We start from the raw sequence: 26,827 nt of genomic DNA on the forward strand, positions 1-26,827 counted from the left end.
GGATCAGCCCTCGGATTATGTCCGGTACACGTCACACGTGGAACAGGGCCGAATGAACGGCTGCGGAATGAACGGAACGCAGCGCGAAGAGCCGCACGGCCCCTGGGCGGCGAGGTGGTGCTGAAGGTCGATGTGACGGAACTGGTGGACCGTTCCCACCTGGCGCAGTACACCGCGTCGTTCATGGGCGTCGGTGAGGAAGGCGGTCAGATCCCGGGGGAGGTGGCGGCGGGCCGCCAGGTGGTGGCGCGTGAGGGTGTAGTGCCACCAGGCGTTGTGGCTGAGCGCCGCCGCGAGGCCGACGGTGAGTCCGTAGGCGAGGCCGCGGTCGAGGATGTGGGGCGGGGTCATCGAGATCGCCTGTCCGCCCGTGGTCCCCCGGCCCAGACCGTAGTGAAACCCGCCCTGTACGGCGTACTCGACGCCGTAACAGAGTAGGAACGCGGCGCAGACCGCGAGGCCGACGACGGTCCACAGCCTGCGGAAGATCCTCCGGTCCTGGTCCAGGAGGGCGGCCGGTCCGACCGAGGTGGCGAGATCGGCCGGTTTACCGGCGAGGCCGTGGGCGATTCCGACGGCGAGCCCGAACGCGCAGGAGAAGGAGAGCATCGTGGTGAAGGTGTAAGAGGGGGTGCCGGTGAGGAGCGACTGGATCCGAAGGACGGCCCAGTGGGTGATGCCGATGGTGGAGCCGCTGGCGAGGCCGACCGAAAAGCCCCGCCAGTCCCAGGCCCACCGGGTGCGGACGGTCGGGATGGCGTCCGGGCGACGTGCGGACAGGCTGCTCGCGCGAGCGCCGACGGCTCCGCCGGCCAGCGCGTAGACCGTTCCGTTGGCGAGGGCGCCGACGGCTGCGGCGGTGGGGCCGTAGTTGAGCCGGAAGGAGAACCAGAGGACGGCCCCGGCGGTGAATCCGAGGCCGCACATACGCCAGTCCCAGGCCCGAAGGCGCCGAATCCCGGGCACCGCCCCGGACCGCCTCGCCGAAACCGCTCCACGCCGCCCCGCTGCCAGTCTGCTGGACAGCGCACCTACGACTCCGCCCGCGAAGCCGTAGGCGAGTCCGTACGCCAGCGTCGTCAGCAGCCAGCCCGGCTGCCCGGTGGTGAGTACGTGGGTCACTCCCTCGGCGACGCCCCCGGTCACTCCCGCGACGAGACCGCACCCGATGCCGCCCGCGATCCCTCCGGCCAGTCCCGCGACCATGGCCGCGGGCGGGCCCGTCTGCCAGCCGGAGTCGAGGCCGGCGAGCAGCGCCGTGAGCCTGCCCACCACGGTGGCGGCGGTCCAGGCGACGGCACCGAGGACAACTCCCGTCACCACCTGGGCGGTACGGGACGGCAGCGCACGGCGCACCTGCCACCAGGCCAGGTCCGACGTACCCCCCAGGGTGTGCTGCAGATGGCGCGCCAGATACCGCAGCGCGTGCTCGGCCTGGTGCGGGGACCAGCGGCACGGATACCGCGGATGGGGCCGGTAGGCGGCGGGTACGAACGCGTCGAAGAGATGGGCCCGGACGTCCGCGGCGCCGGGGAAGCGGGCCGGATCGCACAGGTCCGCGGGCGTGGGGAGGACGGCGGCCTGTTCTCCGGGCCGGGGGTTGTACACCGTCCTGGCCAGGAACAGCATCAGCGGTGTGGTCAGCGCGCGTGCCACGGGGGCGTCGGTGCCGAGCAGCCGGATCACCGGATCCCAGCGGGCGGCCGCCGCCGTCTCCTGGCCGCCGGCGTCCCGTTTCAGATAGCCGGCGATGTCCGGCGCGTCCAAGGGGCGCAGCTCCACGGCGGCGGCACCGCTGAGCCTGACCGGTACGCCGCGGGCCGGGGCCAGCGTGTCCCCGTACTCCGTCACGCGGCTGGACAGCACGAGCGGCCGGCCGAGCGGCAGGGCGGCGTTGACCGCGTCCAGCGCCATGGCGCGGAACGGGGTGGGAATCTCGTCGAACCCGTCCAGGACCGGCAGGATCAGCCGGTGTTCGAGCAGCGCCCGGGCGAGGCTGACCTGACCTTGATCCTGCCCGCGCCCCTGCCCGTGCCCGCGCCCCAGCCCCTGCCCGTGCCCGCGCCCCTGCGCCTGCCCCGCGCGATCCGCGTACCCCGTGTGATCCGCGTACCCCGCCTCCGGAGCACCGGCGCCGAGACCGCTGTAGTCACGCGCGAGCCGCTCCGCCATCCACGATTCCAGCGTCTGTTCCGCCGGATTCCACGAGGCCAGCGGGAACAGTACGGGAACGGGGTCGCCCTCCGCGCGCTCGGCGACCAGCGCCAGCAACAGCCGGACCAGCAGCATCGTCTTCCCGCTGCCCGGCCCGCCGAGGACCACAAGGCGCCGTGTCGGCACTCGTTCCAGGAACACCTCGGTGATCTCCGCACCGGTCCCGGCCAGGCCTGCGGCCTCACTGGCCCAGCCGGCGGGCGGAGCCGACCGGCCGGACGGCCGCTCACCGGCCATCTCCCGCAGGAGGGACCACGATTCGCCGAATCGCGGATCGGCCGCCCGCCAGGACACCGGAAGCGGATACGGATCGTTCAGCCGCCGCACCCGCGCCTCGGATTCCCACTGCCCCCGCACGGCCACCGCCAGCCGGTCGGTGATCCGGGCCATGTCGTACCCGTCGGCCACCTCCCGCCGGTCGGCCCGGAAGGCCGCCCACGACAGATACAGCCCGCCCACCGACGGAAGCAGAGCCGCCACGGTCTCGGCCACCGGCAGCTCGAACCGGAAGGCAACCCCCACGGCCCCGGCCATCCCGCCGGCCGCCAGCACGAGATAGAGCACCCCAACTCGCCGCGTCCGCCGCCCAGTTCCCATGCCCGGATTTTCCAGCGACGCGGACGGACGGCTGACTGGAACGGCGCCCCCGCCCCACGTACGAGTGACAAGGGTTCACGCCTCAACGACCGTTGCCACGGCGGCAACGGCCTTTGGGACGGCGATAGCGACCGTTGGCACGGCGAAAAAGGTGTGTCCGCGAAGTCTCGCCTCCCGCTTTGCGGCGGACGGCGGTACTTCGCGGACACTCCCTACGCGTACGCGGGGACTAGCGGATGATCGTGATCCGGTTGGCCGCCGGGGGCGCCAGCGGAGACTGGGCCGACGTGTTGGCCGCGAGGTACGCGTTCAGCAGGTCCAGGTCCGAGGGCCCGACCAGCTTGTTCTTGCCCTGGGCCAGGACCGCGAAGCCGTCGCCGCCGCCGCCGAGGAACTCGTTCATCGCGACGCGGTAGGTCTTCGCCGGGTCGATCGGCTGGCCGTTCAGCTTCACCGTGTCCGTGAGGACGCGGTCCGCGCCGGTCTTCGTCATGTCCAGCGTGTACGTGAAGCCGTTCGAGACCTGGAGGATCTTCGGGGAGGCCGCGTTCGCGCCGCTCACCTGCTGCTGGAGCGCCGTGACGATCTGGGCGCCCGTCAGGTCGAAGACGTTCATCATGTTGGTGAACGGCTGGACGGTGAACGCCTCGCCGTACGTCACCACACCGTCGCCCTCGGCGCCCGACGCCGCGTACACCAGGTCGGACCTGATACCGCCCGGGTTCATGAAGGCGAGCTGCGCGCCGCCCTTGTCCGCCGGGGCCGTGCCCGCGAGCTGCGCGTCCGCGATCACATCGCCGAGCGGGGACTCCGGGCTCGTCGAGCCGCGGCCGTTGATGTCCGCGGAGATGTAGCCCTGCGGGGTGTTGGAGATCGGCGCGGCCAGCTTGTTCCAGCGGGCGATCAGGTCCGTCATGTCCTGCGCCTTGGGCTGGTCGCGGCTGACGACGTGGTTCGCCGACTCGACGCTCGTCCGCACGATGTCATTCGTACGGCGGTCGTAGGTGAGCGTGGTGTCGGTGTACAGCCGGCCGAACGACGCCGCCGAGGTGACCAGGCGCGGGTTGCCCGCCGGGTCCGGGATCGTGCAGGCGTACGCGTTGTGGGTGTGACCCGTCACCAGCGCGTCGACCTGCGGGGAGATGTTCTTGGCGATGTCGACGATCGGACCGGAGACACCGCCGCCGGGGGCGGGGCTGTCACAGTCGTAGTTGTACGCGGACGAGGCCGGCAGACCGCCCTCGTGGATGAGCGCGACGATCGAGTTGACGCCCTGGCTCTGCAGCTCCTTGGCGTACTTGTTGATCGTCTCGACCTCGTCGTGGAACTTGAGGCCCTTGACGCCCTCGGCGGTCACGATGTTCGGCGTGCCCTCCAGGGTCACCCCGATGAAGCCGATCTTGATGCCGTGCGTCTTCCAGACGGTGTACGGCTTGAGGACCGGCTTGCCGGTCTTCTCCGACGTCACATTGGCGGCGAGGTACGGGAAGTCGGCGCCCTTGAACTTCTTCCCCTTCTCGTAGCAGCCGTCGGTCGGGTGGCAGCCGCCCTTCTGCAGGCGGCCCAGCTCGACCGCGCCCTCGTCGAACTCGTGGTTGCCCACGGCCGTCACATCGAGGTCCATCTTGTTGAGCGCTTCGATGGTCGGCTCGTCGTGGAAGAGGCCGGACAGCAGCGGGCTGGCGCCCACCATGTCACCGCCGGCCGCGGTGACGGAGAACTTGTGGCCCTCGCGGGCCTTGCGCAGCGAGGTCGCCAGGTATTCGGCACCGCCGGCGGGGATCGCCTTGGTCGTACCGTCGGCCTGCTTCTCGTTGACGTTCCCGGACGAGCCGGCGGGCGGCTCCAGGTTTCCGTGGAAGTCGTTGAAGGAAAGGAGCTGAACCTCCACCAGGTCGTCCTTGTGGTGGCCCTTGTTCTTGTCCTGACTCGCGACGGCGGGCATCGCGGCGACCAGCGCGCCCACGGTCGCCAGACCTGCTGCGGCGGTAAGCAGCCGCCGCGCCGCGCGCTTCTTGTGCGGTGTCGCTGACATCGGTCCCCTTGTGGATCGAATGCGTATCGAACGTATGCGTGAAGTGCTTTGAGGGTATTGAGAATCGTGAAAAGTCCGGAGTTGAATACTGCGCCCCGCAGCCTAGGGTCAACGCGCGTAGCGCGACAGGGGGTGCCGGGTTACGACCTGGTTGCCGTTGGGGGTGCGGGGGCCGTCGGGGCGTGGGCGGATCCGCGGGGGGCGTGAGCGGATCCGCGGGGCGGGCGCGCCGTACCCTCGGGTTATGACTGACGCAGCAGCCCGCGAGCCCGGCCGGCAGATTCTGACTCTAGACGCGCTCACCCCGGAGCAGGCCGAGGAGGTCCTCGATCTGCTCGCCGAGGCCGGTGTCTCGGACGGGGTGCAGTCCATCTCCGAGCAGGGCCGGCTCCAGTTGCGCGGCGGACACCGCGAGGGCGTACGGCACTTCCTGCTGAGCGTGGACGACGTGCTGGTCGGATACGGGCAGCTTGAGGACACCGACCCGGTCGAGGCGCCCGCCGCCGAGCTGGTCGTACGGCCCGGATACCGGGGGCAGGGCCATGGGCGGGCGCTGGGCGCCGCGTTGCTGGGGGCGTCGGGGAAGCGGCTGCGGGTCTGGGCGCACGGCGGCAAGTCGGCGGCGCGGCATCTCGCGCAGGTGCTGGGGCTGACGCTCTTCCGTGAACTGCGGCAGTTGCGCCGCCCGTTGGACCCGTCGGCGATTCCCGAGGCGGTGCTGCCCGCGGGGGTCACGATCCGTACGTTCGTACCGGGGCAGGACGACGCGGCCTGGCTCGCGCTCAACGCGGCGGCGTTCGCGCACCACCCCGAGCAGGGCGCGCTGACACAGCGGGACCTGGACGACCGGATGGCCCAGCCGTGGTTCGACCCGAAGGGCTTCTTCCTCGCGGAGCGCGGCGGCGAGCTGGTCGGCTTCCACTGGACCAAGGTGCACGCCGAGGAGCGGATCGGCGAGGTGTACGTCGTCGGCATCCGGCCGGACGCGCAGGGCGGCGGGCTCGGGAAGGCACTCACCGCGATCGGGCTGCGGCATCTCGCGGCGGAGGGGCTGCCGACGGCGATGCTGTACGTGGACGCGGACAACGCGGCGGCGGTGACGGTGTACGAACGGCTGGGCTTCGCCACGCACGAGGTGGACCTGATGTACCGCACGGAGTCCTGACCATGTACCGCACGGAGTCCTGACCCCGGGGCCGCGCGGGTCGCCGGCCAAGGGCCCCGCGCCGACCGCCGGACCCCGGCCCTCGGCCCCGGCCGCCCGGCCTCGCCCCGTGGCCCCCGGCCCCGGCTGCCCCGCCCTCGGGGGCCGCCGCATCCGGACCGTAACCCTCCGTTCCGCCCCCGTGACCCCGCGCGCACCCCCGCGCTCTGCCGGGCCCCCTCTCGTACCCCCCGTACCCACCCCCGTACCCCCACCTGCACACCCCCGCGCCCCCCGCGGGAACGCGCCCCGGGGAGCCCCGCCCCGCTTTCCTTCACGTCATGTCACCGTTACCGGCCATTCAGACGGTCTTGCGACTCTCTCTCAATGCAGCCCGCTCTGCCCCCCACGCCGAACGGCAGGATCCGCCTCGCACCTGCCCTCTCCGACGCGCCGGTCGTCCCCTCTGCGCGGAACAATGGGGACATGAGCCAGCAGCCCGCCGAGGTACCGGTCCAGCATCCGCAGCCGTCCGTCGGTTTCATCGCCTCGCACCGCCCGCACGCGGTCGCCGTGGGCGGGTCCGACCTCGAACCCGATCTCGACTCCGACCTCGATGTGTACGAGGAGGAGGGCGAAGGAGAGCGGGAGGGCTCCGAGCTGCCCCAGGGGCGGTTCCTCGATCGCGAGCGGAGCTGGCTCGCGTTCAACGAACGCGTCCTGGAGCTCGCCGAGGACCCCGCGACCCCGCTGCTGGAACGGGCGAACTTCCTCGCCATCTTCGCGTCCAACCTCGACGAGTTCTTCATGGTCAGGGTGGCCGGACTCAAGCGCCGTATCGCGACCGGCGTGGCCACCCGCTCCGCCTCCGGACTCCAGCCCCGCGAGGTCCTCGATCTGATCTGGACCCGCTCGCGGGAGCTCATGGCACGGCACGCCGCCTGCTACCAGCAGGATGTCGCCCCGGCCCTCGCCGACGAGGGCATCCACATCATCCGCTGGCCCGAGCTGACCGACAAGGAGCAGGCGCGGCTCTTCACACTCTTCCGGCAGCAGATCTTCCCGGTCCTCACACCGCTGGCCGTGGACCCGGCGCACCCCTTCCCCTATATCTCGGGTCTCTCGCTGAATCTGGCCGTGGTGGTACGGAACCCGGTCAGCGGCCACCGCCACTTCGCGCGGGTCAAGGTGCCGCCGCTGCTGTCCCGCTTCCTGGAGGCCTCGCCGCAGCGGTACGTACCGCTGGAGGATGTGATCGCGGCACACCTGGAGGAGCTGTTCCCGGGGATGGAGGTGTTGGCGCACCACATGTTCCGGGTGACTCGTAATGAGGACCTGGAGGTGGAGGAGGACGACGCCGAGAACCTCCTGAAGGCGCTGGAGAAGGAACTGATGCGGCGCCGCTTCGGCCCGCCGGTCCGTCTTGAGGTCGAGGAGTCCATCGACCCGTACATCCTCGATCTGCTGGTCCGCGAGCTGAAGGTGTCCGACGCCGAGGTCTATCCGCTGCCCGGGCCGCTGGATCTGACGGCGCTGTTCGGGATCTCGCGGCTGGACAGGCCCGAGCTGAAGTACCCCAAGTTCATAGCGGGCACGCACCGTGACCTCGCCGAGGTGGAGTCGGCGTCGGCGCCGGACATCTTCGCCGCCCTGCGCGAGCGCGATGTGCTGCTGCACCATCCGTACGACTCGTTCTCGACCTCCGTCCAGGCGTTCCTGGAGCAGGCCGCGGCCGACCCGGACGTGCTGGCGATCAAGCAGACGCTGTACCGGACCTCGGGCGACTCGCCGATCGTGGACGCGCTGATAGACGCGGCCGAGTCGGGCAAGCAGGTCCTGGTGCTGGTCGAGATCAAGGCGCGCTTCGACGAGCAGGCCAACATCAAGTGGGCGCGGAAGCTGGAGGAGTCCGGCTGCCATGTGGTGTACGGGCTGGTCGGGCTGAAGACGCACTGCAAGCTGTCGCTGGTGGTACGGCAGGAGGGCGACACCCTGCGCCGGTACAGCCATGTCGGCACGGGCAACTACCACCCGAAGACGGCGCGGCTGTACGAGGACCTGGGGCTGCTGACCGCGGACCCTCAGGTCGGCGCCGACCTGTCCGACCTGTTCAACCGGCTGTCCGGCTACTCGCGCCGGGAGACCTACCGCCGGCTGCTGGTCGCGCCGAAGTCCCTGCGGGACGGGCTGATCGCCCGTATCAACAAGGAAGTGGCGCACCACCGGGCAGGGCGGCCCGCCTATGTCCGGTTCAAGGTCAACTCGATGGTCGACGAAGCGGTCATCGACGCCTGTTACCGGGCCTCGATGGCGGGGGTGCCGGTCGATGTCTGGGTCCGCGGGATATGCGCGCTGCGGCCGGAGGTCGCCGGGCTCTCGGAGAACATCCGGGTGCGGTCGGTCCTGGGGCGCTTCCTGGAGCACTCCCGGGTCTTCGCGTTCGGCAACGGCGGTGACCCGGAGGTGTGGCTCGGCAGCGCCGACATGATGCACCGCAATCTCGACCGGCGTATCGAAGCACTGGTCCGGGTCACCGACACGGCCCACCGCACGGCACTCATCCGGCTGCTGGAGACCGGAATGTCCGACAACACCTCCTCCTGGCACCTCGGCGCGGACGGCAACTGGACCCGGCATGCCACGGACCAGGACGGCCGGCCGCTGCGGCACGTACAGGAAATGCTCATAGACGCCCGGAGGCGCCGGCGTGCAGCACCATGAAGTGGACATCGACCCCTTTACCGCGGGTGACCGCTTTACTGCGGGCGACACCGACCGCCTGACGGCGGGCGAGGTCCTGGCCGGCTATCTGCACGCGCGCGCGGGGGACTTCCTGCGCGCGCTGCGGATGTACGGCGAGAGCGGTTCGGACACGGCGGCGGCCGAGGCCGCGGCCCGGACGCTGCGCGGCGCGGCGCGCAGGATCGGCGGCGGGCTGCATACGTTCCGGCCGCTGCTCGATCCGGCCTGGGCGGATCAGCTCCGTACGGAACTGGGCTGGCTGTCGGGCACGTTGGCGCAGGAGCACGCCTGTACGGGGCGGCTGCACCGGCTGCTCGGGGCGCTGGCGCGGCTCTCGGGCGCGACGGTGGCACCTGCCGTAACCCCGGCGGGCTCCGTCGCTTCGGCTTCGGCGGCTTCAGTCGCTTCGGCTGCTTCGGCTGCTTCCCGTACGGACGGCCAGCCGGAGGGGCCGCCGCCCGGCACACTCACCGTCGGGGCGTCGCGCGCCGGCGCGCTGCTGGACCGTCAGCTCACGCTCGCGCGGACGCGGGCGCACTCGGCGGCGCTCCAGGCGCTCGGTTCGTCGCGCTTCCACGCGGTGGCGGACGCCGTGGCGGTGCTGGCCTCGGAGGTGCCGCTGGCACCGCCGGCCGGGGCGCCGGCCGTGGAGGTGCTGGCGGGGCCGAGCGAGAGCACGGAGCGGCAGTTGCTGGACGCGGTGGCCGCGCTGCCGCTGGCCCGCGCGGCGCATCCGTACAACGCGGAGGCCCTGGTGCACGGGCTGGCCACGGCCTCGGAGGGCGAGGCGCAGGACGCGCCCTGGCATCACGTACGGCAGTTGCTGCGGCTGCACCGGTACGCGCAGGAGGTCTGGAGCGCCGGCGGCGCCCCCGATCCGATGCTGCTGGGCGCGGGCCAGGCCCTGGACCGGCACCGGGACGCGGCCGAGGCGGCGGCCGCCGCGGCGAACGCGGCCCGCACCCCGAGGATCGCGCCCGCGACGGCGTACGCCCTGGGGGTGCTGCACGCGGACCAGCGCCTGGAGGTCGAGGCGGCGCGCTTCGCCTTCCAGCAGGTCTGGCAGCGGGCGGCGGCGACCACGCCATGACCGGGTACGGGCCGCGGGACGGTGACCAGGACGAGCAGAGGAACCAGAGCGAGCAGGACAACGGGAACAACCAGAGGAACCAGGACAAGCCGGACCGGCAGGGCATGGTGCTCGCGGCCGGCTGTGTCCTCTGGCGCCGCCCCGCCGGCGACGGCGGTGCCCCCGAGATCTGTCTCGTACACCGGCCGAAATACGACGATTGGTCGCACCCCAAGGGCAAACTCAAGCGCGCGGAAGGCACCCTGGCCGCAGCCGTACGCGAGGTGTTCGAGGAAACCGGCCACCACTGCGCCCCCGGAGCCCCCCTCGGTACGGTCAGCTATCTCGCCCAGGGCCGCCCCAAGCAGGTCAGTTATTGGGCGGCCGAGGCCACGGACGGCGCCTTCACCCCGAACGCCGAGGTGGACCGCATAGCCTGGCTCGCCCCCGAAGCCGCCAGAGACCGCCTGACCCAGCCCCGCGACCGCTTCCTGGTCGACGCACTGCTGACCGCGCTGCACGCCAATATCTAACGGCATCGATCAGGCGCGTCCGAGAATTAAAGGCGTTCTCAGGCGAACATCAACTCGGGGTGACGTGGAGGGCAATTCCCGGAACGCATCGGTGTACGGGGCTGATTTCCGTTGGCCGATCGGCAATTGACATCCACCTGCCGCATTTATTCAGCCCGCCGCATAACGTCAGCCGCCAGCTTCATCCGCTCGTCGATGCCCTTTTCGACCGCGTCGAGTTCGCCCGCGTTCTGGTCGATCCCCTGATCCTGATAGGCAACGTCGACCGCGTACCAGACCCCGGTGACATTGTTCTCCATCTTGCACTTGGCATCCAAGGTGGCCACGGCCCTCTCCTCGGCCGAACCGGGGCTGGCCGCCCAGCGCTTGTCGTTGCTCGCCTCGATGGGCGTCGGGTAGGCATACCCCTTCTTCTTCATGCACGCCGACCACTTGGCGAAGACGTCCTGGACACGCTTGTCCTCAAGAGACCGGGAGAAGCTGTTCAGATTGATGTCGTTGGCGAGCTGCGAGTCTCCAGCGCCCGCCGGGTCGCCGCCGCCAAGTCTCTCCCGGGCCTCACCGACGCAACCGCCCTTCGGCACCTTCTGGCCCTTGAAGTCCTGGCCACCGCCCTGAGCCTCACCCCTGGCGATCTTCGCCGGGTCGGTGCCGCCAAGCAGGACCAGCTTCTCGTCCTTCGACATGAGGGGCACCGTGTCCTGGGCGCCGACGCCCGCGCCGGACTGCTTCTCCGCGCTCGCCTGCTCCCGGGCCGCCGGGGTGCGGTAGCCGTACTCGGCGGCGTACCCGGGGTCGAGCACCCCGTAGCGGAACTCCGACAGGGTCTGCGCGGGACCGTCCTGCTGCCGTGGCTGGAAGATCTCGTACGAGAGGCCGAACCGTCGCATACAGCGCTGACGCAGTACTTCCTCGGCGGCGCCGAGCCTCCTCCACTGCTCGTCGGACAGCAGATAGCCCTCGATCGGGACGGGTTTCTCCACCCGAATGGTGATCTCGGGGATGTCGAGATCGCCGAGAACGGCCTGGGCGGTCGGGCCGCCCGCATCCCCGGAGCCCGGACCAGGGGCATTCCGGGAACATCCGGTGAGCGCGGCGAAGGCAAGAGCGAGAACCAGCGCGGCAAACGCCGCAGAAGGGGTGCGACGGTGGGACACGGGCTCAACTTCCTTGAGAAGGGGTGCGAGAGTGAAGCGGGCGCTCCGCTCGATTCCGGCGAGCGGAGCGCCCGTCAGCTCCTCATCAGTGAGGCGCCTGGGTATGACCTGGTCAGATGAACTGGCCGGAGGCGTTGTTGTTCTTCATCGTCGAGTTCAGGTTGGCGGCAGCGAACGCGCCGATCGTCTGGTACGCGAAGCTGCCGTTGTAGCCGGAGTTGAAGTAGACGCGGAACTGGCGGTTGACGTTGTTGTTGTTCACCGACGCGGCATTGTTCTTGACGTTCTGACCAGCGCCGTTGGAGCCGTTGGGGTAGCTGGAGGCGACGAACGTATGACCCGCGTAGTCGGAGACACCGCCGGTCTGCGCGAAGATCGCACCCTCGAAGTTCGAGTTGTAGTGCAGGCAAGCGGCACCCGCCGGGCAGGCGACCGCGGCGCTGGCCGGAGCGGCGGTGGCGAGGCCGGCACCCATCAGGGCGAAGGACATCGCACCGGCGGCGGCGAGACGTGTGAAACGCATGAGCTTCCCTTCGTTTGCTTTCGGCACAATCACGGAGGGGGGTATCACGCATGGCCCCATGCACGTGAACAATCACGCGCTTCCCCCCGGAACCGAAGGGAACGTAGCACGTGTGTTCGACTGGCCACATCGAATATTCGACCGGTGGCGCGAAGCGATCAGCGAGGCCCGCGCGGTGCCGCGCAGCGCCACCCAATCGCCGCGCGCCCTGCACGCCATTCGGAGATATTGATTCCGGATCCGAAGGCTTGAGCTTTGGCTTGAAACCGAGACGGAAACATGACGAAGAGCGCGGCCTTTCCACCTCGGAGGCACGCGCCTGATGCCCATGGTCACTTCGACGCAGAAAATTCAGCCTTCATGAGTGGCACTCACACAGGGAAAAGTGCGCCGCCTACGCCAGGCCGTCCAGCGCCCCGGGGAACCCAGCCGGGCGGGCGCGGGGCGCCGAGTGAGGAACCTGCCGCACCACACGCCGGTCCGCTTCCCCGGCTGCCGCACCCGGGCCGGCCGGAAGAGCCGGCAGGGCCGACCACGGAAGAATCTGACTGGGCGTCATCTGGTTCCCTGTCATCTCGGCACGCACACCGGCCCGCATCGTCCGGAATCGAACCGAGTCCAAAATGAGACCGGCACCGTGCCGTCTGTCACGGTTCACTTCCCGTTCATTCTTCCCCGTTGGCGGCTTCACCTCATCTGCCTAATTTCGGGCTTACAAGGTGACGGTCACAGTGCCCCACCACCACCCCGACACACGCCGCCGTCAACAAGCAAGGACCGGCGGCTCTTGGAAGGAACACCCGAAGTGAAGCTTCAGCGCAAGAACGGGCTGCGTGCCACCGCGCTCGGTGCCCTCGCCGTCTCCGGCGCCCTGGTTCTCACGGCGTGTGGATCGGACGACAACACCGGCGGCGGCGACGCGTCGACGAAGCCCACCGCCGCGTCGAACGCCGTGTGCCAGGACGCCAAGGGCCAGCTTCTCGCGTCCGGTTCCAGCGCGCAGAACAACGCCATGGACCTCTGGATCAAGGGCTACATGGCCGCCTGCCCCGAGGTCGAGGTCAACTACAACAGCTCCTCCTCCGGTGAGGGCATCATCGCCTTCAACCAGGGCACCGTCGGCTTCGCCGGCTCCGACTCGGCGCTCAAGCCCGAAGAGGTCGCGGACTCGAAGAAGATCTGCCAGGGCGGCCAGGGTATCAACCTGCCGATGGTCGGCGGCCCCATCGCGATCGGCTACCACCTGGAGGGTGTGGACAGCCTCGTCCTCGACGCCCCCACCCTTGCCAAGATCTTCGACACCAAGATCAAGAGCTGGGACGACGCCGCGATCGCCAAGCTGAACCCGGGCGTCAAGCTCCCGAAGAAGCCCATCCAGGCCTTCCACCGCTCCGAGGACTCCGGCACCACGCAGAACCTCGGCAAGTACCTGGGCGCCACCGCTTCCGCGGACTGGAAGTACGAGGCCGAGAAGAAGTGGCCCGCCCCCGGCGGCCAGTCGGCGTCCGGCTCGTCCGGTGTCGCCAGCCAGGTGAAGCAGGTCGACGGCTCGATCGGTTACTTCGAGCTCTCGTACGCCACCTCGCAGCAGATCTCCACGGTCAAGATCGACACCGGCGCCACCGCCCCGGTCGAGGCGTCCTCCGAGAACGCCTCCAAGGCCATCGCCGCCGCCAAGATCAAGGGCACCGGCAAGGACCTCGCCCTTGAGCTGGACTACGCGACCAAGGCCGACGGTGCCTACCCGATCGTCCTGGTGACGTACGAGATCGCCTGCGACAAGGGCAACAAGGCCGAGACGCTGCCCGCGGTCAAGTCCTTCCTGACCTACACCGCCAGCGACGAGGGCCAGAAGCTGCTCTCCGAGGCCGGTTACGCCCCGATCCCCGCCGAGATCAACGCCAAGGTCCGCGAGACGGTCTCCTCCCTCTCGTAGTCCCCAGCAGCAGGTGACGGAAGTCGGCCCGGCGTATCGCTCCGGGCCGACGGCCGTCCTGCCTCCGGTGCACCGCCGCCAGGGGAGCCACCCTCCCCCACACAGACCGGAAAGATCATGGCTTCCACCACACCCATGGACACTCCACCAGCCCCCCCACTGAGCCCGAAGCCGCGTACCTCCACCGGCCGCGCGGGCGACAACATCTTCGCGGGCCTCTCCAAGGGCTCGGGCATTCTGCTGCTCGTCATCATGGCGTCGATCGCGGTGTTCCTCACCTACCGCGCCGCCATCGCCATCTCCAAGGACGAGGGCAACTTCCTCACCACCTTCGAGTGGGACGCGTCCGCCACACCGCCGGTCTTCGGTATCGCGGTCCTGCTCGTCGGTACGGTCGTCAGCTCGATCGTCGCGATGGTCATCGCCGTCCCGATCGCCGTCGGCATCGCGCTGTTCATCTCGCACTACGCGCCGCGCCGGCTGGCCGCCCCCATCGCGTACATCGTGGACCTGCTCGCCGCCGTACCGAGCATCATCTACGGCCTCTGGGGCGCGCTCGTCCTCGTGCCGTACCTCGACGGACTGAACCTCTGGCTCGACCAGTACTTCTCCTGGACGTACATCTTCGACCAGACCCAGCCCGGCGTCGCCCGGAACATGCTGACCGTCGGCATCCTGCTGGCAATCATGATCCTGCCGATCGTGACCAGCGTCAGCCGGGAGGTCTTCCTCCAGGTCCCGCGGATGAACGAGGAGGCGGCCCTCGCACTGGGCGCCACTCGCTGGGAAGTCATCCGCCTCTCGGTCCTGCCGTTCGGACGCTCCGGTGTCATCTCCGCCTCGATGCTGGGCCTCGGCCGCGCGCTCGGCGAGACGATGGCCGTCGCCACGGTCCTCTCCCCGAACTCCCTGCTTTCGCTCCATCTGCTCGACCCGGGCGGCGGCACGTTCGCCCAGAACATCGCGGCGAAGTTCGGCGAGGCCAACGAGGTCGGGCGTGACGCCCTGATCGCCTCCGGTCTCGTGCTCTTCGTCCTCACCTTGCTGGTGAACGGCGCGGCCCGCCTGATCATCGCGCGCCGCAAGGAGTACTCGGGGGCCAACGCATGAGCCACGCAGCCGTACAGCACGCACCGGCCCCGCTGCCGCCCTCGAACGGCGGCCAGAGCCTCAGCCGCCGGGGTCTCCCCCGCTGGGCACCGGCCGGTTTCGCCATCATCGGCATTCTGATCGGCGCGGGCATCGGAGCCGCCGCCGGTCTGGACAGCAAGGTCCAGTGGGGCCTGATCGCCGCCGTCGCCTTCCTCGTCGTCTCGTACGTCACGACCTCGATGGTGGAGAACCAGCGCCAGGCCAAGGACCGCCTCGCCACCAGCATCGTGTGGGTGTGCTTCATCCTCGCGGTGATCCCGCTGTTCTCGCTGCTGTGGACCACCATCAGCCGCGGGGTGAAGGTCCTCGACGGGTACTTCCTCAGCCACTCCATGGCCGGTATCCCCAGTTCCCAGCCGGGCGGCGGTGTCTACCACGCGCTGATCGGCACGCTGGAGCAGGTGGGCATCGCGACCGTGATCGCCACGCCGATCGGTCTGCTGACCGCGGTCTACCTGGTGGAGTACGGCAAGGGCGCGCTGGCCAGGGCCGTGACGTTCTTCGTGGATGTCATGACGGGCATCCCGTCCATCGTCGCGGGTCTGTTCATCCTGTCGCTGATGCTGATGACCAACCCCGATCCGTCCGGCCTGATGGGCTCGCTCGCCCTCACGATCCTGATGATCCCGGTTGTGGTCCGCTCCACCGAGGAAATGCTCAAGCTCGTACCGAACGAGCTGCGCGAGGCCTCGCTGGCCCTCGGCGTACCGAAGTGGCGCACGATCCTGAAGGTCGTCCTGCCGACCGCGATCGGCGGTATCACCACCGGTGTGATGCTCGCCATCGCGCGTATCGCCGGTGAGACCGCGCCGATCATGCTGCTGGTCTTCGGCAGCGACCTGATCAACTCGAACCCCTTCGAGGGCGCTCAGTCGTCGCTGCCCTTCTACATCTACCAGGAGTACAAGGCAGGCGAGGTCGCCTCGATCGACCGCGCGTGGGCCGCGGCCCTGGTCCTGATCGCCTTTGTGATGATCCTCAACCTGGTGGCGCGCGGCATCGCCCGCTGGAAGGCCCCGAAGACCGGCCGCTGAGGCCCGATATCCGGCTCCGCCGCGCGGGGCCACGAAAGAAGCAGTGATTGACATGGCCAAGCGAATCGATGTCAGCGGACTCTCCGCCTACTACGGATCCCACCGGGCGATCGACGACATCTCGATGACCGTCGAGCCCCGCTCCGTGACGGCCTTCATCGGCCCGTCCGGCTGCGGCAAGTCCACCTTCCTGCGCACCCTGAACCGCATGCACGAGGTTACGCCGGGCGGCAGGGTCGAGGGCAAGGTGCTCCTGGACGACGAGAACCTGTACGGTCCGAATGTCGACCCGGTCGCGGTGCGCCGTACGGTCGGCATGGTCTTCCAGCGCCCGAACCCGTTCCCCACGATGTCGATCTTCGACAATGTCGCGGCCGGGCTGCGGCTGAACGGCCAGGCCCGCAAGAGCGAGCTGGCGGACGTCGTGGAGAAGTCCCTCAAGGGCGCGAACCTCTGGAACGAGGTGAAGGACCGGCTGAACAAGCCCGGCTCCGGACTCTCCGGCGGCCAGCAGCAGCGTCTGTGCATCGCCCGCGCGATCGCGGTCGAGCCGGACGTCCTGCTGATGGACGAGCCGTGCTCCGCGCTCGACCCGATATCGACCCTCGCGATCGAGGACCTGATCGGGGAGCTGAAGGAACGCTTCACGATCGTGATAGTGACGCACAACATGCAGCAGGCGGCGCGGGTCTCGGACCGTACGGCGTTCTTCAACCTCGCGGCGGTCGGCCAGCCCGGCAAGCTGATCGAGATCGACGACACCGAGCGCATCTTCGCCAACCCGTCCGTGCAGGCGACCGAGGACTACATCTCCGGGCGCTTCGGATAGATCGGACAGGGTGACAGAGCCGTCCTGCGGTGCTGCATGGCGGTGCCACCGCACGACGACGGGCCCGCCCCCTCTCCCAGGGGGGCGGGCCCACCCACGTTTACGGGCCGGCTCGTCCGAAGGCCAGGTCGGCCGAAGACCAGCTCAGCCGAAGGCCAGGTCGACCAGCCAACTGTGCCCACCCGGGGGACAACCCCCGGCCCCCCGGCCGATCAGCAAAGACCAGGTCAGCCGAAGGCCAAGTCGACCAACCAGAAGCTCAGCCCGGCGACCAGTGCCGCCGCCGGCATCGTGATGAACCAGCCGAGAACGATGTTCTTCGCGACGCCCCAGCGCACCGCGTTCACCCGCTTCGTAGCCCCGGCCCCCATGATCGCCGAGGTGATCACATGCGTCGTCGAGATCGGCGCGTGGAACAGGAACGCCGAGCCGAACATGATCGACGCCCCCGTCGTCTCGGCCGCGAATCCCTGCGGCGGGTCCAGCTCGATGATTTTCCGGCCGAGCGTCCGCATAATGCGCCACCCGCCCGCGTACGTACCGAGGGACAGCATCACCGCACAGACGACCTTCACCCACACCGGGATCGTGTCGCCCGAGTCCTCCACATCGGCGATGACCAGCGCCATCACCACAATCCCCATTGTCTTCTGCGCGTCCTGCAAGCCGTGCCCGAGCGCCATGCCCGCCGCGGACACGGTCTGGGCTATCCGGAAGCCGCGCTTGGCCTTGTGCGGGCTGGACCTGCGGAACATCCACATGATCGCGAGCATCACCAGATAGCCGACACCGAGGCCGACCAGCGGGGACACGAACATCGGGACGACGATCTTCTCCAGCACGCCGGACCAGATCACATCCGTACCGCCGGCCAGCGCCGCGCCCACCAGGCCGCCGAACAGCGCGTGGGACGACGAGGACGGGAGTCCGTAGTACCAGGTGAGCAGATTCCAGACGATCGCACCGACCAGCGCGGCGAAGAGGATGCCCATCCCCCGCGAACCGTGGGGCGTCTCGATCAGACCCTCGCTGACGGTCTTGGCGACCCCCTGCCCCAGGAACGCGCCCGCGAGATTCATCACGGCGGCCATCACCAGCGCGGCGCGCGGGGTCAGCGCCCGGGTGGACACCGAGGTCGCGATGGCGTTCGCGGAGTCGTGGAAACCGTTGGTGTAGGTGAAGCCGAGCGCGACACCAATGGTCACGATCAGTGCGAAGGTGTCCACGTGGTTCAGGACTCCTTGACCGCGATGGTCTCCACCGTATTCGCGACGTGCTCGAACGCGTCGGCGGCCTCTTCCAGCACATCGACGACCTGCTTGAGTTTGAGCACCTCCATCGCGTCGTACTTGCCGTTGAAGAGATGGGCCAGCAGCTTGCGATGGATCTGGTCGGCCTGGTTCTCCAGCCGGTTGACCTCGATCCAGTACTCGGTGAGGTTGTTCATGGTGCGCAGGTGCGGCATGGCCTCGGCGGTCAGCTCGGCCGCCCTCGCGAGAACCTCGATCTGCTGCTCGACCCCCTTGGGCAGCTCTTCGATGTTGTAGAGGACGACGAGGTCGACTGCCTCCTCCATGAAGTCCATGATGTCGTCGAGGGAGGACGCGAGTTTATAGATGTCCTCGCGGTCGAAGGGCGTGATGAAGGAGGAGTTGAGCTGATGGAAGATCGCGTGGGTGGCATCGTCGCCCGCGTGCTCCGCCGCCCGCATCCGCTCCGCGATCTCGGCCCGGGCGGAGGAATCCGCCCCGAGGAGTTCCATCAGGAGTTTCGAGCCCGTGACGATGTTGTCCGCGGACGCGGCAAACATGTCATAGAAGCTCGTCTCCCTGGGGGTCAGACGAAATCGCACCTGGGGTCCTCGGGTTACATGGAATTCGGTCAGGGTGATGCTAGGCGCATCATCCGGCCACTGCTAACCGGCAAGTTCCAAGTGTCGCCTATCAGACAAGGTGATATGCACAGGGCCCTGCCCCAAGGGCCACAGACAGGTACCATATACCCACGAGGGGTATATGACTCTTTTCGGACATCCAGCAGTTCGGACACCTGGCGGTCCGGACATCCCAGCGGGAGGACGCGATGACGACCACCGAGGCGGCCGGCGCGGCGACGAGCGACGCGCCCTCCGCCCTCACCGACCACGACCGCGGCGTGCACGGCTACCACAAGCAGAAGGACGAACACCTCAAGCGGCTGCGCCGGATCGAAGGCCAGATCCGGGGCCTTCAGCGGCTGGTCGACGAGGATGTGTACTGCATCGACATACTGACGCAGGTCTCCGCCTCGACCAAGGCCCTGCAGTCCTTCGCGCTCCAGCTCCTGGAGGAGCATCTGCGCCACTGCGTGGCCGACGCCGCGGTCAAGGGCGGGGACGAAATCGATGCGAAAGTGGAGGAAGCGACCAAGGCGATCGCCCGGCTGCTCCGCACCTGAAGACGCCCCCGATACGCCCCTGATACACCCTGTTCGTAACGGCCCTGTTCGTAACGGACATCACATCCGGACGGACGTCACATCTGGCACGACGTTCACACCTGGCACGACGGCAGGAGCGCGGCAGGCCGGGGCGCCCGCTCCGCCGTCACATTCAGCACCTCGTCGATACGGTCCGGGCTGAGCCGTTCCTCGTCCGCGGCCGACGCCGCGATCATCAACTCGCCGCACAACTCGATTTCGGCGAGGGCCACGTGGTCCTGGACGGTCGGCGTACGCAACAGTGCCACGTGCAATCACCTCTTCCTGCCGGTATCGACTTCCTAGCGTAGGGAGCGTGATACACACCGCGCATGGCACGTCCGGACCATTTCCGGCTTGGTCCTCCATGGTTACGGCTGGATCCGATCTTGCGGCCGGGCACATTCGCCCAAGTCCCGGCGTTACGCCTTGATCTCAGTCCCGGCGTTACGCCTTGATCTCACCGGCGAAGATGTCGTCGGACGGCGGCAGCGTGACGGAGACCGCGGCCCCGAATGCGTACAGCAATGTGGTCGACGCGACATCGACCAATTGCCCCTGATTGACATAGCTGAACTGGTGCCTGACCTTGCGCAGCCGCCCCGCCTCGTCCAGATACGCGTCGAACGGCACCGCGTTCTCCCCGAATCCCTTGGCCGCGGCGGCCAGTGCCTCGCGCGCGTACGGCGCGGCCGTCACCGCGGCGCGGCCGATATGCGTCACGCCCCGGTAGTGCCGGACCCGGGTGCCCGCCAGATCCAGTTCCCCGATAAAAGCCACATTCCGGGCGGCGCGCAGGAGTTCGGCCGCGGTCAGCGGATCGGTCGCCCCGCCGGTGACCAGGTTTCCGTCGTCCAGCGTGGTCGAATCCACCCTGACCCACTTGTCGATGGGCACACCGGCCCCGCGGTTCTTCATATACAGGGCGGCGGGCGACAGCAGTTCGGTGATCGGCCGGTGCCCGCTCGTACCCGCGGGGTCCTTCGGCAGGACGACCCTGAGCCGCCCCATCCGCCGCACGAAGTCGTATCCGCCCTCGCCCCGGATGGTCACCCGCGTCCCGCCGGCCGCCATCTCCATGGACGTACGAGCCTTCGAACTCCCCGACGCCAGCAGCACATCGGCCGCCCTCAGCACCGCTCCGGGATCCCGGCCCGGCCGGTCGTCGGCCATGGCACCACCGCTTCCCGAGCAGCCGGAGGCCGCGGCGACGACTCCGGCCACAGCCACGGCGGCGAACGCCACACCCCTGCTTCTGTGCTGCTGCACCACCATCGCCTGCCAACCCCCAACGCCTGGCCGTCGTTTGTCCGAAGCCCACCCGCTCCGGATAACGACGCCCCGCGTCCCCCGTCACGCGGCGCGCCATGTCAGGCATCACAACGGGCGTCACCCCGGGCCCTGTCATGAGGCGCGAACACATCGGTACGGTGGAGTCCGTGTGCGAGCACAACACATCGGAACCCCCCATAGGCACCCCACCCCCCACCCCTTTATTTCACCCCATATCCCCCCACATCACCTCGACCCTGGAACGCGGTTCGTTCTGTCTGGCCCACTGCACCTGCGGCTGGTCCGGCCCGGCCCGCAGATCCCGCGACCGCGCCCGTACGGACGCGGCGTCCCACGCGCCACAGAGCTGAAGCGGACCTTCCTGATCCGGAACCGTTGCACCCCTGAGGCACCCTTCCCTCCTCAGGAGGCCTTCCTATGCGACCCATGGAACGGCGCACCCTGCTCACCGCCGCCGCGGCCGCCGCCCTCACCGCGGCGACCGCGACAGCCTGTTCCGGCGGTACGGGCAGCTCGGACGGTACGAGCGGCGCGGGCGACAAGGGCGGACCGCCCACAAGCCCGCCGGCCGGTACGGCAAGACCCACGAACTCCGCCCCGAGCTGGGGCGCGCTGGCCAAGGGGCTCGACGGCGATCTCGTACGCCCCGAGGACACCGCGTACGGAACGGCGCGACAGCTCTACAACACCCGCTTCGACTCCCTGAAGCCCGCGGCCATCGCCTATGTCGCCGGCGAGGACGACATCAAGGAGTGCCTCGCCTTCGCCAGGACCCAGGGCACCCCCGTCTCCATCCGCAGCGGCGGCCACTCCTACGCGGGCTGGTCCAGCGGTGACGGCCGTCTCGTCATCGACATATCCCGGCTCGGCTCGCTGGAGTCCGCGGGCTCGGACGGGATCGTCGGCGCCGGCGCCAGGCTCGCCGATGTCTACCGCGCCCTCGCGGAGCACGGCCGTACGATCCCCGCGGGCTCCTGCCCGACCGTCGGGGTGTCCGGGCTCACCCTCGGCGGCGGCCATGGTGTCGCCGCCCGCGCGTACGGTCTGACCTGCGACAGCCTGCTCTCCGCCACCCTCATCACCGCCGACGGCAAACGGCTCACCGCCGAGGCCGGGCGGAACGAGGACCTCTTCTGGGCGCTGCGCGGCGCGGGCAACGGCAACTTCGGCGTCGTCACCGAGCTGCGTTTCCGTACCCACCCCGCGCCCACGACCGTCTCCGCCTTTCTGAGCTGGCCCTGGTCCAAGGCGGGGACCCTGCTCGCGGCCTGGCAGGAGTGGGGCCCGGACCAGCCGGACGAGATCTGGTCCTCGCTCCATCTCTCCGCGGGCCCCGGCGGCTCCGCCCCGACCGTCTCCCTCTCCGCCTTCTCCCTCGGTGACGAGACCGGACTGAAGAACGCGCTCGACCGGCTCGCCGACGGCCCCGGCGGTCCCGGCCCGGCCGGCTCCATATCACTGCGGCAGCGCGGGTACGAGGAGGCGATGCTGGTGTACGCGGGCTGCTCCGGGCTCACCCAGGAGCAGTGCCATCTGCCCGGTACGACCCCCGGCCGCAGCCCGGACGGCGCGCTCCAGCGCGAGACCTATGCCGCGGCCTCGGACTTCTTCGACCGGTCGCTCTCCCCGGCCGGGGTCCGCGCGCTGGTCTCGGCCGCCGAGGCGTTCACCCGGCTGCCGGGCGGCGGTGGCGGCGGGGGCGGCGGGAAGGGGTCCGGCGGCGGGGGCGGCTCCATCGCCCTCACCGCGCTCGGCGGCGCGGTCAACCGGGTCGACCCGCTGGCGACCGCCTTCGTCCACCGGCGCTCGCGGATCCTGGCCCAGTACATCGCCGCCTGGGAGCCCGGCACCCCCGGAACGGCGGAGCGCGCGTGGCTGAAAACCACCCATGGGTCGCTGCGCCGGTACGCGTCGGGAGCGGCGTACCAGAACTACACCGACCCGGCGCTGACGGACTGGCGTACCGCCTACTACGGCCCGGCCGCGGACCGGCTGGCACGGCTGAAGAAGCAGTACGACCCTGACCGGCTGTTCGATTTCCCGCAGGCGCTCTGAGACCCGGTCGCGGCATGCGGGTAGTCGCCCGGACGGCCCACCGAGGTGGCCGGACCGGCCGCTTGAGGATGCTCTGTATGTAGCAATCAAGAGGGGGCACACCCGGCAGACCGACTCACAGGGGCGTACCCATGGACCGATACGGACCCCGGATAGCCACGCTCACCACGGCCACCGTGCTCCTTGTCGCACTCGGCGGCGCCGCCACGGCGGTGGACCGCCCGAAGGAGCCGAGCGAACTGACGCTCATCAACACCGGCCTGGGTCAAGTGCTGGCCGATGAGAACGGCAATCCGCTCTATCTGCGGCTCGCCGACAAACCGGACAGGCCCTCGTGCTCCGGCGCGTGCGCCGCGAAGTGGCCCGCCGCGATCGGCTTCCCGACGAAGTCGGCGGGTGTGATCGGCGAGACGGCCCAGACCCCGCTCAACGCGGTCAACAGCACCCAGCCGCACGTCATCTACAACACCCACCCGCTCTACTACTACAAGAGCGACCGGCCCAACGAGCCGAAGGGCCAGAACGTCGACGGCTTCAGCCTGGTCTCCGCGGACGGCGAGGCCATGTCGGACCGCGGCAGGTCGTCGGCCACCGCGCCGCTGCCGAACCCGGCGGCGTCGAAGGCCAAGCCGAAGCCGTCCGCGACGAAATCCAAGACCACGGCGCCCAAGCCTCCGGCGCCGACCGCCAGCGCGACGTCGCGCGGCCGGGTTCCCCTGCCGCGGCCTCCCGGCAGGACCAGCCCGTGGACCCCGACGCCCAGGGCACCGCAGGCGCCCGCGCAGAAGCCGGTGGCACCGGTGGCGCCCGCGCAGCCGACGCGCGGCACGGCGACGACGGGCACGGGCACCGGAACGGGGAACGGGACGGGTACGGGCACCGGGACCTCCAACATCCCCGGGCCGTCCGTCGGCGCCCTCCAGGTCACCCCGTCCGGAGCGGCCAGGGGAGGCGCGCGGCACCTGACCTCCGCGTACGAACCGCGCCGTACCGGTACGGCCGAACTCACCCTCGCCATCGGTGCGACCGCCGCGGCCGCCGCCGGCACGATCCTCGTGGTGCGCCGCCGCAGGTGGCGTGTCACGGGTGACCACCACTGACCGGAACGGCGGGGCCGGCCGGCCAGGACCGTACGGCGCACAGGACACGCATACGGATTCCGGGGCGAGCGCGTGAAGCACACGCATCGCTCCGGGCACGCCGAGCCCGTGGTACGCGTACGAGCGCGGCGAACGGGACGGTCAAGGTCCTGTTCGCCGTCTCGGTCCTGTGCGCCGTGGCCGCCGTACTGCTGCATCTGTTCCCGCAGCGGGCCGCGCCGCCGTCGGACACCGCCGAGCCCCGCCTGATCAAGGTCACCGACCCGCCCACCGCCCCCATCCGCCTGCGCATACCCGTGCTCGGGCTGGCCGCGGACGTCCTGCCGCTCGGCGTGGACGACAAGGGCTCGCTGAACCCGCCGGGTTTCCGGGACGCGATGAAGGTCGGCTGGTACGCGCTGGGGCCGCGCCCCGGCGACATGGGCCCGGCCGTCCTGGTCGGGCACCGGGACGCCCCGGCCAACCCCGGCAGCGTCCCGGCGCGCAACGGCCGCGACAACATCAAGAACGCCGCCTTCGCCAAGCTCGGCCGGCTGCGGCCCGGCGATCTGGTCGAGACGGAGCAGGGGGACGGGCGGCGGCTGCCCTTCCGCGTGACGTCCGTCAGCACGTACCCGACGAAGAGCTTCCCGACGGCGCTGGTCTACGGACCGGTACCGAACTCGCAGCTACGCCTGATCACCTGCGGCGGAGTCATCAACGCCCAGGGCCACTGGGATTCGAACGTGGTGGTGAGCGCGGTGGCCTCACGCTGACGGCGATTTCCGGCCGGGGAGAAAATCAAGCCCGTCCGGCGATTGAGGACAAACCGCCCGCCGGGCGGAACCGGCCCCCGGATCCTCGGCCCCTCCGCCCGCGTCACGCCGCCAGATTGTTGTCGTCGGGGCGCGGCTCCGGCAGCCCGAGCGGCCGCGTCCCGCCCACCGCCCCGCACTCCGCCGCGCGATCCGCCTCGCGCGCGGCCCGTGACCGTACGGCCCAGCCCACCCGCTCCGAACGTGACACCGAGGACACCAGCGGCGTCAGCAGCGCCAGCGCGAGCGGGGTGAGCAGCAGGGCGACCGCCGTACCGAGCGCGAACCCGCCGATCACATCAGTCGGGTAGTGGACCCCCATATAGACCCGGCAGAAGCCTTCGAGCAGCGCCAGCGCTATCGCGGCCAGCCCGAACCTGCGGTGCGCGATGAAGATCCCGGCGCCGAGCGCCATCGCCATGGTGGCGTGGTCACTGACGAACGAGTAGTCCGTCTTCCCCGCCACCAGGACGTCCAGTCCCTTGTGATCGACGAACGGTCTGGGCCGCTCCACAAAGCCCCGGATGGGGATATTGACCAGCAGCGCGATCGCGGCGGCCAGCGGCGCCCAGAGCAGTCCGACGACGGCGGTGACGGAGTCCTCCGCCGACCCGCGCCCTCGTACGCTCCACCAGCACCCGGCCAGGATGAGCACCAGCGCGACCATGATCCCGTACTCGCCGACGAACTCCATGACGCGGTCGAACCACGAGGGAGCGTCCTTGGCGAGTCCGTTGATGTCATAGAGCAGGCTGACATCGGGGTTCGACCCATCCAGTACGAGTCCAGCCATCTGCAGCGGCCCCTTGCCTTGTCACCCGGCATGCCGCATCTCGGTGCGCGCTGCCTCTACCAACCCCCGTGGTCGGTACGGAACATGCCGCGTGATCAATACCGCGGCTCCGTCCAGGGAACGGCCTGCTCGGCGTCAGCGTTCCGCTCTCCACCGAACGATCACCATGACGTTATCGAAGAGTGACACGTCGTCCCAGTTCAGACGGCCGCTACCGGCTGGTACGGGGAAGACTTCCGGCCATGAACGGGCTATCCGGACCCATCTCGGGGGTCAGCCGGAGCCGGCCGGAGGCCCCGCGCCCGGGCCCGGACAGCCCCCGGGACCCGTCCCTCAGGCGTCCGGGCGGCTCGCCGGAAGATCGGTCGGCAGCGACTTCGCACCGTCCTCGGTGACCCGGGTGGCACCGAAGTAGTCCGGGGTGTCGATCTTGTCGAACCGGATCACCGCCCCGGTGTACGGCGCGTTGATCATGTACCCGCCGCCCACATACAGCCCCACGTGCCGGATCGCGCGCGAGTTCGTCAGATCGTCCGAGAAGAAGACCAGATCACCGGGGAGCAGCTCGTCGCGCGACGGATGCTCGCCCGCGTTGTACTGGTCGTTGGCGACGCGCGGCAGCTCGATCCCCACGGTCCGGTACGCCGCCTGCGTCAGCCCGGAACAGTCGAACCGCCCGCCCTGCTCCGGCGTACCGTTTCCGCCCCAGAGGTACTTCGTACCGAGCTTCTCCTGTGCGAAGTGGATCGCCGCGGCGGCCTGCTGCGACGGCGCGACCCGCCCGACGGGCCGGGCGAAGCTCTTCTCCAGCGTCCGGATGATCTTGACGTAGTTCTGCGTCTCCCGGTACGGCGGCACCCCTCCGTACTTGATCACCGCGTACGCCCCGGCGTTGTACGCCGCGAGCATGTTGTCGGTCGGATCCCCGGGCACGTCCTTGACATATCCGGCCAATTCACAGTCATACGAGGCGGCGGACGGAATCGCATCCGCGGGATCCCAAATGTCCCGGTCTCCGTCGCCGTCCCCGTCGATCCCGTGCGACTGCCAGGTCCCGGGGATGAACTGCCCGATGCCGCGCGCGTTGGCGGGGCTCTGGGCGCTGGGGTTCCAGCCGCTCTCCTGGTACAACTGCGCGGCGAGCAGGGCGGGGTTGATGGCGGAACAGTACGTGCCCCAGTCCTGCACGAGCGGCTGATACGCGGCGGGCACGGCGCCCTTGGCGAGCCCGACGGCACGCCCGCCGCCGACGAGCCCGGCGGCGGCGGAATAGGTCCCCACCACGAGCAACGCGACGAAACCGACCCCGACCCCACCGACAGCGGCCACGCCCAGCCATGCCTTACGCACCGTCAAACACCCTCCGCGTC

Annotated in this window: 23 protein-coding genes; 13 read left to right on the forward strand and 10 right to left on the reverse strand. The window is 69.6% G+C overall.

The window, feature by feature from the left end:
• Positions 1-15: 15 nt before the first annotated feature.
• Both ACFU9P_RS26690 and ACFU9P_RS26695 read right to left on the reverse strand, forming a co-directional pair.
• Positions 16-2,811: an NACHT domain-containing protein gene (locus tag ACFU9P_RS26690; protein ID WP_384085341.1), complete on the reverse strand. Its 2,796-nt coding sequence runs from the start codon at positions 2,809-2,811 to the stop codon at positions 16-18.
• Positions 2,812-3,040: 229 nt separating this feature from the next.
• A complete protein-coding gene (locus ACFU9P_RS26695; RefSeq protein WP_384085344.1) occupies positions 3,041-4,846 on the reverse strand; it encodes a bifunctional metallophosphatase/5'-nucleotidase in 1,806 nt (601 codons plus the stop codon).
• A 244-nt stretch (positions 4,847-5,090) separates the two neighbouring features.
• On the opposite strand from ACFU9P_RS26695, the gene mshD reads away from it, so the two are divergent.
• From mshD to ACFU9P_RS26715, 4 genes are all read left to right on the forward strand, one after another.
• A complete protein-coding gene (gene mshD / locus ACFU9P_RS26700; protein WP_384085347.1) occupies positions 5,091-6,011 on the forward strand; it encodes a mycothiol synthase in 921 nt (306 codons plus the stop codon).
• A gap of 465 nt (positions 6,012-6,476) precedes the next feature.
• Entirely contained in the window at positions 6,477-8,711 is a 2,235-nt protein-coding gene (locus ACFU9P_RS26705) for an RNA degradosome polyphosphate kinase (protein ID WP_376385748.1), read from the forward strand.
• A complete protein-coding gene (locus ACFU9P_RS26710; protein ID WP_384085351.1) occupies positions 8,698-9,822 on the forward strand; it encodes a CHAD domain-containing protein in 1,125 nt (374 codons plus the stop codon). Before ACFU9P_RS26705 ends, ACFU9P_RS26710 begins: the two co-directional genes overlap by 14 nt.
• Positions 9,823-9,926: 104 nt before the next feature.
• Complete coding sequence (locus ACFU9P_RS26715; RefSeq protein WP_384085439.1) at positions 9,927-10,334, forward strand: NUDIX hydrolase; 408 nt, start codon at positions 9,927-9,929, stop codon at positions 10,332-10,334.
• A 146-nt stretch (positions 10,335-10,480) separates the two neighbouring features.
• Here the strand turns inward: ACFU9P_RS26715 and ACFU9P_RS26720 are convergent, their stop codons facing one another.
• Positions 10,481-11,491: a hypothetical protein gene (locus ACFU9P_RS26720; protein WP_384085354.1), complete on the reverse strand. Its 1,011-nt coding sequence runs from the start codon at positions 11,489-11,491 to the stop codon at positions 10,481-10,483.
• Between the two features lie 112 nt (positions 11,492-11,603).
• Positions 11,604-12,014, reverse strand: a complete 411-nt coding sequence (locus tag ACFU9P_RS26725; protein WP_384085357.1) for a peptidase inhibitor family I36 protein — start codon at positions 12,012-12,014, stop codon at positions 11,604-11,606.
• Positions 12,015-12,819: 805 nt separating this feature from the next.
• On the opposite strand from ACFU9P_RS26725, the gene pstS reads away from it, so the two are divergent.
• From pstS to pstB, 4 genes are all read left to right on the forward strand, one after another.
• Positions 12,820-13,950 carry a phosphate ABC transporter substrate-binding protein PstS gene (gene pstS / locus ACFU9P_RS26730; protein WP_376385744.1) on the forward strand — a complete coding sequence of 377 codons (1,131 nt, stop codon included), beginning with the start codon at positions 12,820-12,822 and terminating at the stop codon, positions 13,948-13,950.
• Between the two features lie 117 nt (positions 13,951-14,067).
• Entirely contained in the window at positions 14,068-15,060 is a 993-nt protein-coding gene (pstC, locus tag ACFU9P_RS26735) for a phosphate ABC transporter permease subunit PstC (protein WP_376385742.1), read from the forward strand.
• Complete coding sequence (gene pstA / locus ACFU9P_RS26740; RefSeq protein ID WP_384085362.1) at positions 15,057-16,136, forward strand: phosphate ABC transporter permease PstA; 1,080 nt, start codon at positions 15,057-15,059, stop codon at positions 16,134-16,136. The genes pstC and pstA overlap by 4 nt, the downstream gene beginning before the upstream one ends.
• 52 nt (positions 16,137-16,188) lie before the next feature.
• Positions 16,189-16,965, forward strand: coding sequence for a phosphate ABC transporter ATP-binding protein PstB (gene pstB / locus ACFU9P_RS26745; protein WP_046496215.1), 777 nt, complete (start codon positions 16,189-16,191; stop codon positions 16,963-16,965).
• A gap of 227 nt (positions 16,966-17,192) precedes the next feature.
• Here the strand turns inward: pstB and ACFU9P_RS26750 are convergent, their stop codons facing one another.
• Both ACFU9P_RS26750 and ACFU9P_RS26755 read right to left on the reverse strand, forming a co-directional pair.
• Positions 17,193-18,191, reverse strand: a complete 999-nt coding sequence (locus ACFU9P_RS26750; protein ID WP_376385738.1) for an anion permease — start codon at positions 18,189-18,191, stop codon at positions 17,193-17,195.
• Positions 18,192-18,196: 5 nt separating this feature from the next.
• Positions 18,197-18,817 carry a DUF47 domain-containing protein gene (locus tag ACFU9P_RS26755; RefSeq protein WP_046496218.1) on the reverse strand — a complete coding sequence of 207 codons (621 nt, stop codon included), beginning with the start codon at positions 18,815-18,817 and terminating at the stop codon, positions 18,197-18,199.
• Between the two features lie 230 nt (positions 18,818-19,047).
• Between ACFU9P_RS26755 and ACFU9P_RS26760 the strand changes: the two genes are divergently transcribed.
• Entirely contained in the window at positions 19,048-19,401 is a 354-nt protein-coding gene (locus tag ACFU9P_RS26760; RefSeq protein WP_254407223.1) for a metal-sensitive transcriptional regulator, read from the forward strand.
• Between the two features lie 95 nt (positions 19,402-19,496).
• On the opposite strand, the gene ACFU9P_RS26765 is transcribed toward ACFU9P_RS26760, so the two are convergent.
• Positions 19,497-19,697 (reverse strand): hypothetical protein, encoded by a 201-nt coding sequence (locus ACFU9P_RS26765; protein ID WP_046496221.1) that lies wholly within the window; start codon positions 19,695-19,697, stop codon positions 19,497-19,499.
• Positions 19,698-19,869: 172 nt separating this feature from the next.
• Positions 19,870-20,697: a hypothetical protein gene (locus tag ACFU9P_RS26770; RefSeq protein WP_376385736.1), complete on the reverse strand. Its 828-nt coding sequence runs from the start codon at positions 20,695-20,697 to the stop codon at positions 19,870-19,872.
• Between the two features lie 131 nt (positions 20,698-20,828).
• On the opposite strand from ACFU9P_RS26770, the gene ACFU9P_RS26775 reads away from it, so the two are divergent.
• From ACFU9P_RS26775 to ACFU9P_RS26790, 4 genes are all read left to right on the forward strand, one after another.
• Positions 20,829-21,065 (forward strand): hypothetical protein, encoded by a 237-nt coding sequence (locus ACFU9P_RS26775; protein WP_384085442.1) that lies wholly within the window; start codon positions 20,829-20,831, stop codon positions 21,063-21,065.
• Between the two features lie 76 nt (positions 21,066-21,141).
• On the forward strand, positions 21,142-22,770 hold the full coding sequence (locus ACFU9P_RS26780) for an FAD-binding oxidoreductase (RefSeq protein WP_384085444.1): 1,629 nt from the start codon (positions 21,142-21,144) through the stop codon (positions 22,768-22,770).
• Positions 22,771-22,901: 131 nt separating this feature from the next.
• Positions 22,902-23,870, forward strand: a complete 969-nt coding sequence (locus ACFU9P_RS26785) for a hypothetical protein (RefSeq protein ID WP_384085369.1) — start codon at positions 22,902-22,904, stop codon at positions 23,868-23,870.
• A gap of 176 nt (positions 23,871-24,046) precedes the next feature.
• Positions 24,047-24,625 carry a sortase domain-bontaining protein gene (locus ACFU9P_RS26790; RefSeq protein ID WP_384085372.1) on the forward strand — a complete coding sequence of 193 codons (579 nt, stop codon included), beginning with the start codon at positions 24,047-24,049 and terminating at the stop codon, positions 24,623-24,625.
• A 103-nt stretch (positions 24,626-24,728) separates the two neighbouring features.
• Here the strand turns inward: ACFU9P_RS26790 and ACFU9P_RS26795 are convergent, their stop codons facing one another.
• Together ACFU9P_RS26795 and ACFU9P_RS26800 are read right to left on the reverse strand one after the other, a co-directional pair.
• Positions 24,729-25,457: a phosphatase PAP2 family protein gene (locus tag ACFU9P_RS26795; RefSeq protein ID WP_384085375.1), complete on the reverse strand. Its 729-nt coding sequence runs from the start codon at positions 25,455-25,457 to the stop codon at positions 24,729-24,731.
• Positions 25,458-25,790: 333 nt separating this feature from the next.
• Positions 25,791-26,807, reverse strand: coding sequence for an NlpC/P60 family protein (locus ACFU9P_RS26800; protein WP_384085378.1), 1,017 nt, complete (start codon positions 26,805-26,807; stop codon positions 25,791-25,793).
• Positions 26,808-26,827: the final 20 nt, after the last annotated feature.

The sequence above is a fragment of the Streptomyces sp. NPDC057617 genome (assembly GCF_042800555.1).
In the GTDB taxonomy this organism is placed as follows: Bacteria; Actinomycetota; Actinomycetes; order Streptomycetales; family Streptomycetaceae; genus Streptomyces.

Bases quoted from the DNA above. Each gene is read 5' to 3' on its own strand.
- ACFU9P_RS26705 (WP_376385748.1), top strand. From the start codon at position 6,477: ATGAGCCAGCAGCCCGCCGAGGTACCGGTCCAGCATCCGCAGCCGTCC.
- ACFU9P_RS26725 (WP_384085357.1), bottom strand. From the start codon at position 12,014: ATGCGTTTCACACGTCTCGCCGCCGCCGGTGCGATGTCCTTCGCCCTG.
- mshD (WP_384085347.1), top strand. From the start codon at position 5,091: ATGACTGACGCAGCAGCCCGCGAGCCCGGCCGGCAGATTCTGACTCTA.
- ACFU9P_RS26785 (WP_384085369.1), top strand. From the start codon at position 22,902: ATGGACCGATACGGACCCCGGATAGCCACGCTCACCACGGCCACCGTG.
- ACFU9P_RS26760 (WP_254407223.1), top strand. From the start codon at position 19,048: ATGACGACCACCGAGGCGGCCGGCGCGGCGACGAGCGACGCGCCCTCC.
- ACFU9P_RS26695 (WP_384085344.1), bottom strand. From the start codon at position 4,846: ATGTCAGCGACACCGCACAAGAAGCGCGCGGCGCGGCGGCTGCTTACC.
- pstB (WP_046496215.1), top strand. From the start codon at position 16,189: ATGGCCAAGCGAATCGATGTCAGCGGACTCTCCGCCTACTACGGATCC.
- ACFU9P_RS26715 (WP_384085439.1), top strand. From the start codon at position 9,927: ATGGTGCTCGCGGCCGGCTGTGTCCTCTGGCGCCGCCCCGCCGGCGAC.
- ACFU9P_RS26770 (WP_376385736.1), bottom strand. From the start codon at position 20,697: ATGGTGGTGCAGCAGCACAGAAGCAGGGGTGTGGCGTTCGCCGCCGTG.
- ACFU9P_RS26690 (WP_384085341.1), bottom strand. From the start codon at position 2,811: ATGGGAACTGGGCGGCGGACGCGGCGAGTTGGGGTGCTCTATCTCGTG.
- ACFU9P_RS26780 (WP_384085444.1), top strand. From the start codon at position 21,142: ATGGAACGGCGCACCCTGCTCACCGCCGCCGCGGCCGCCGCCCTCACC.
- pstC (WP_376385742.1), top strand. From the start codon at position 14,068: ATGGCTTCCACCACACCCATGGACACTCCACCAGCCCCCCCACTGAGC.
- ACFU9P_RS26775 (WP_384085442.1), top strand. From the start codon at position 20,829: ATGAGGCGCGAACACATCGGTACGGTGGAGTCCGTGTGCGAGCACAAC.
- pstA (WP_384085362.1), top strand. From the start codon at position 15,057: ATGAGCCACGCAGCCGTACAGCACGCACCGGCCCCGCTGCCGCCCTCG.
- ACFU9P_RS26795 (WP_384085375.1), bottom strand. From the start codon at position 25,457: ATGGCTGGACTCGTACTGGATGGGTCGAACCCCGATGTCAGCCTGCTC.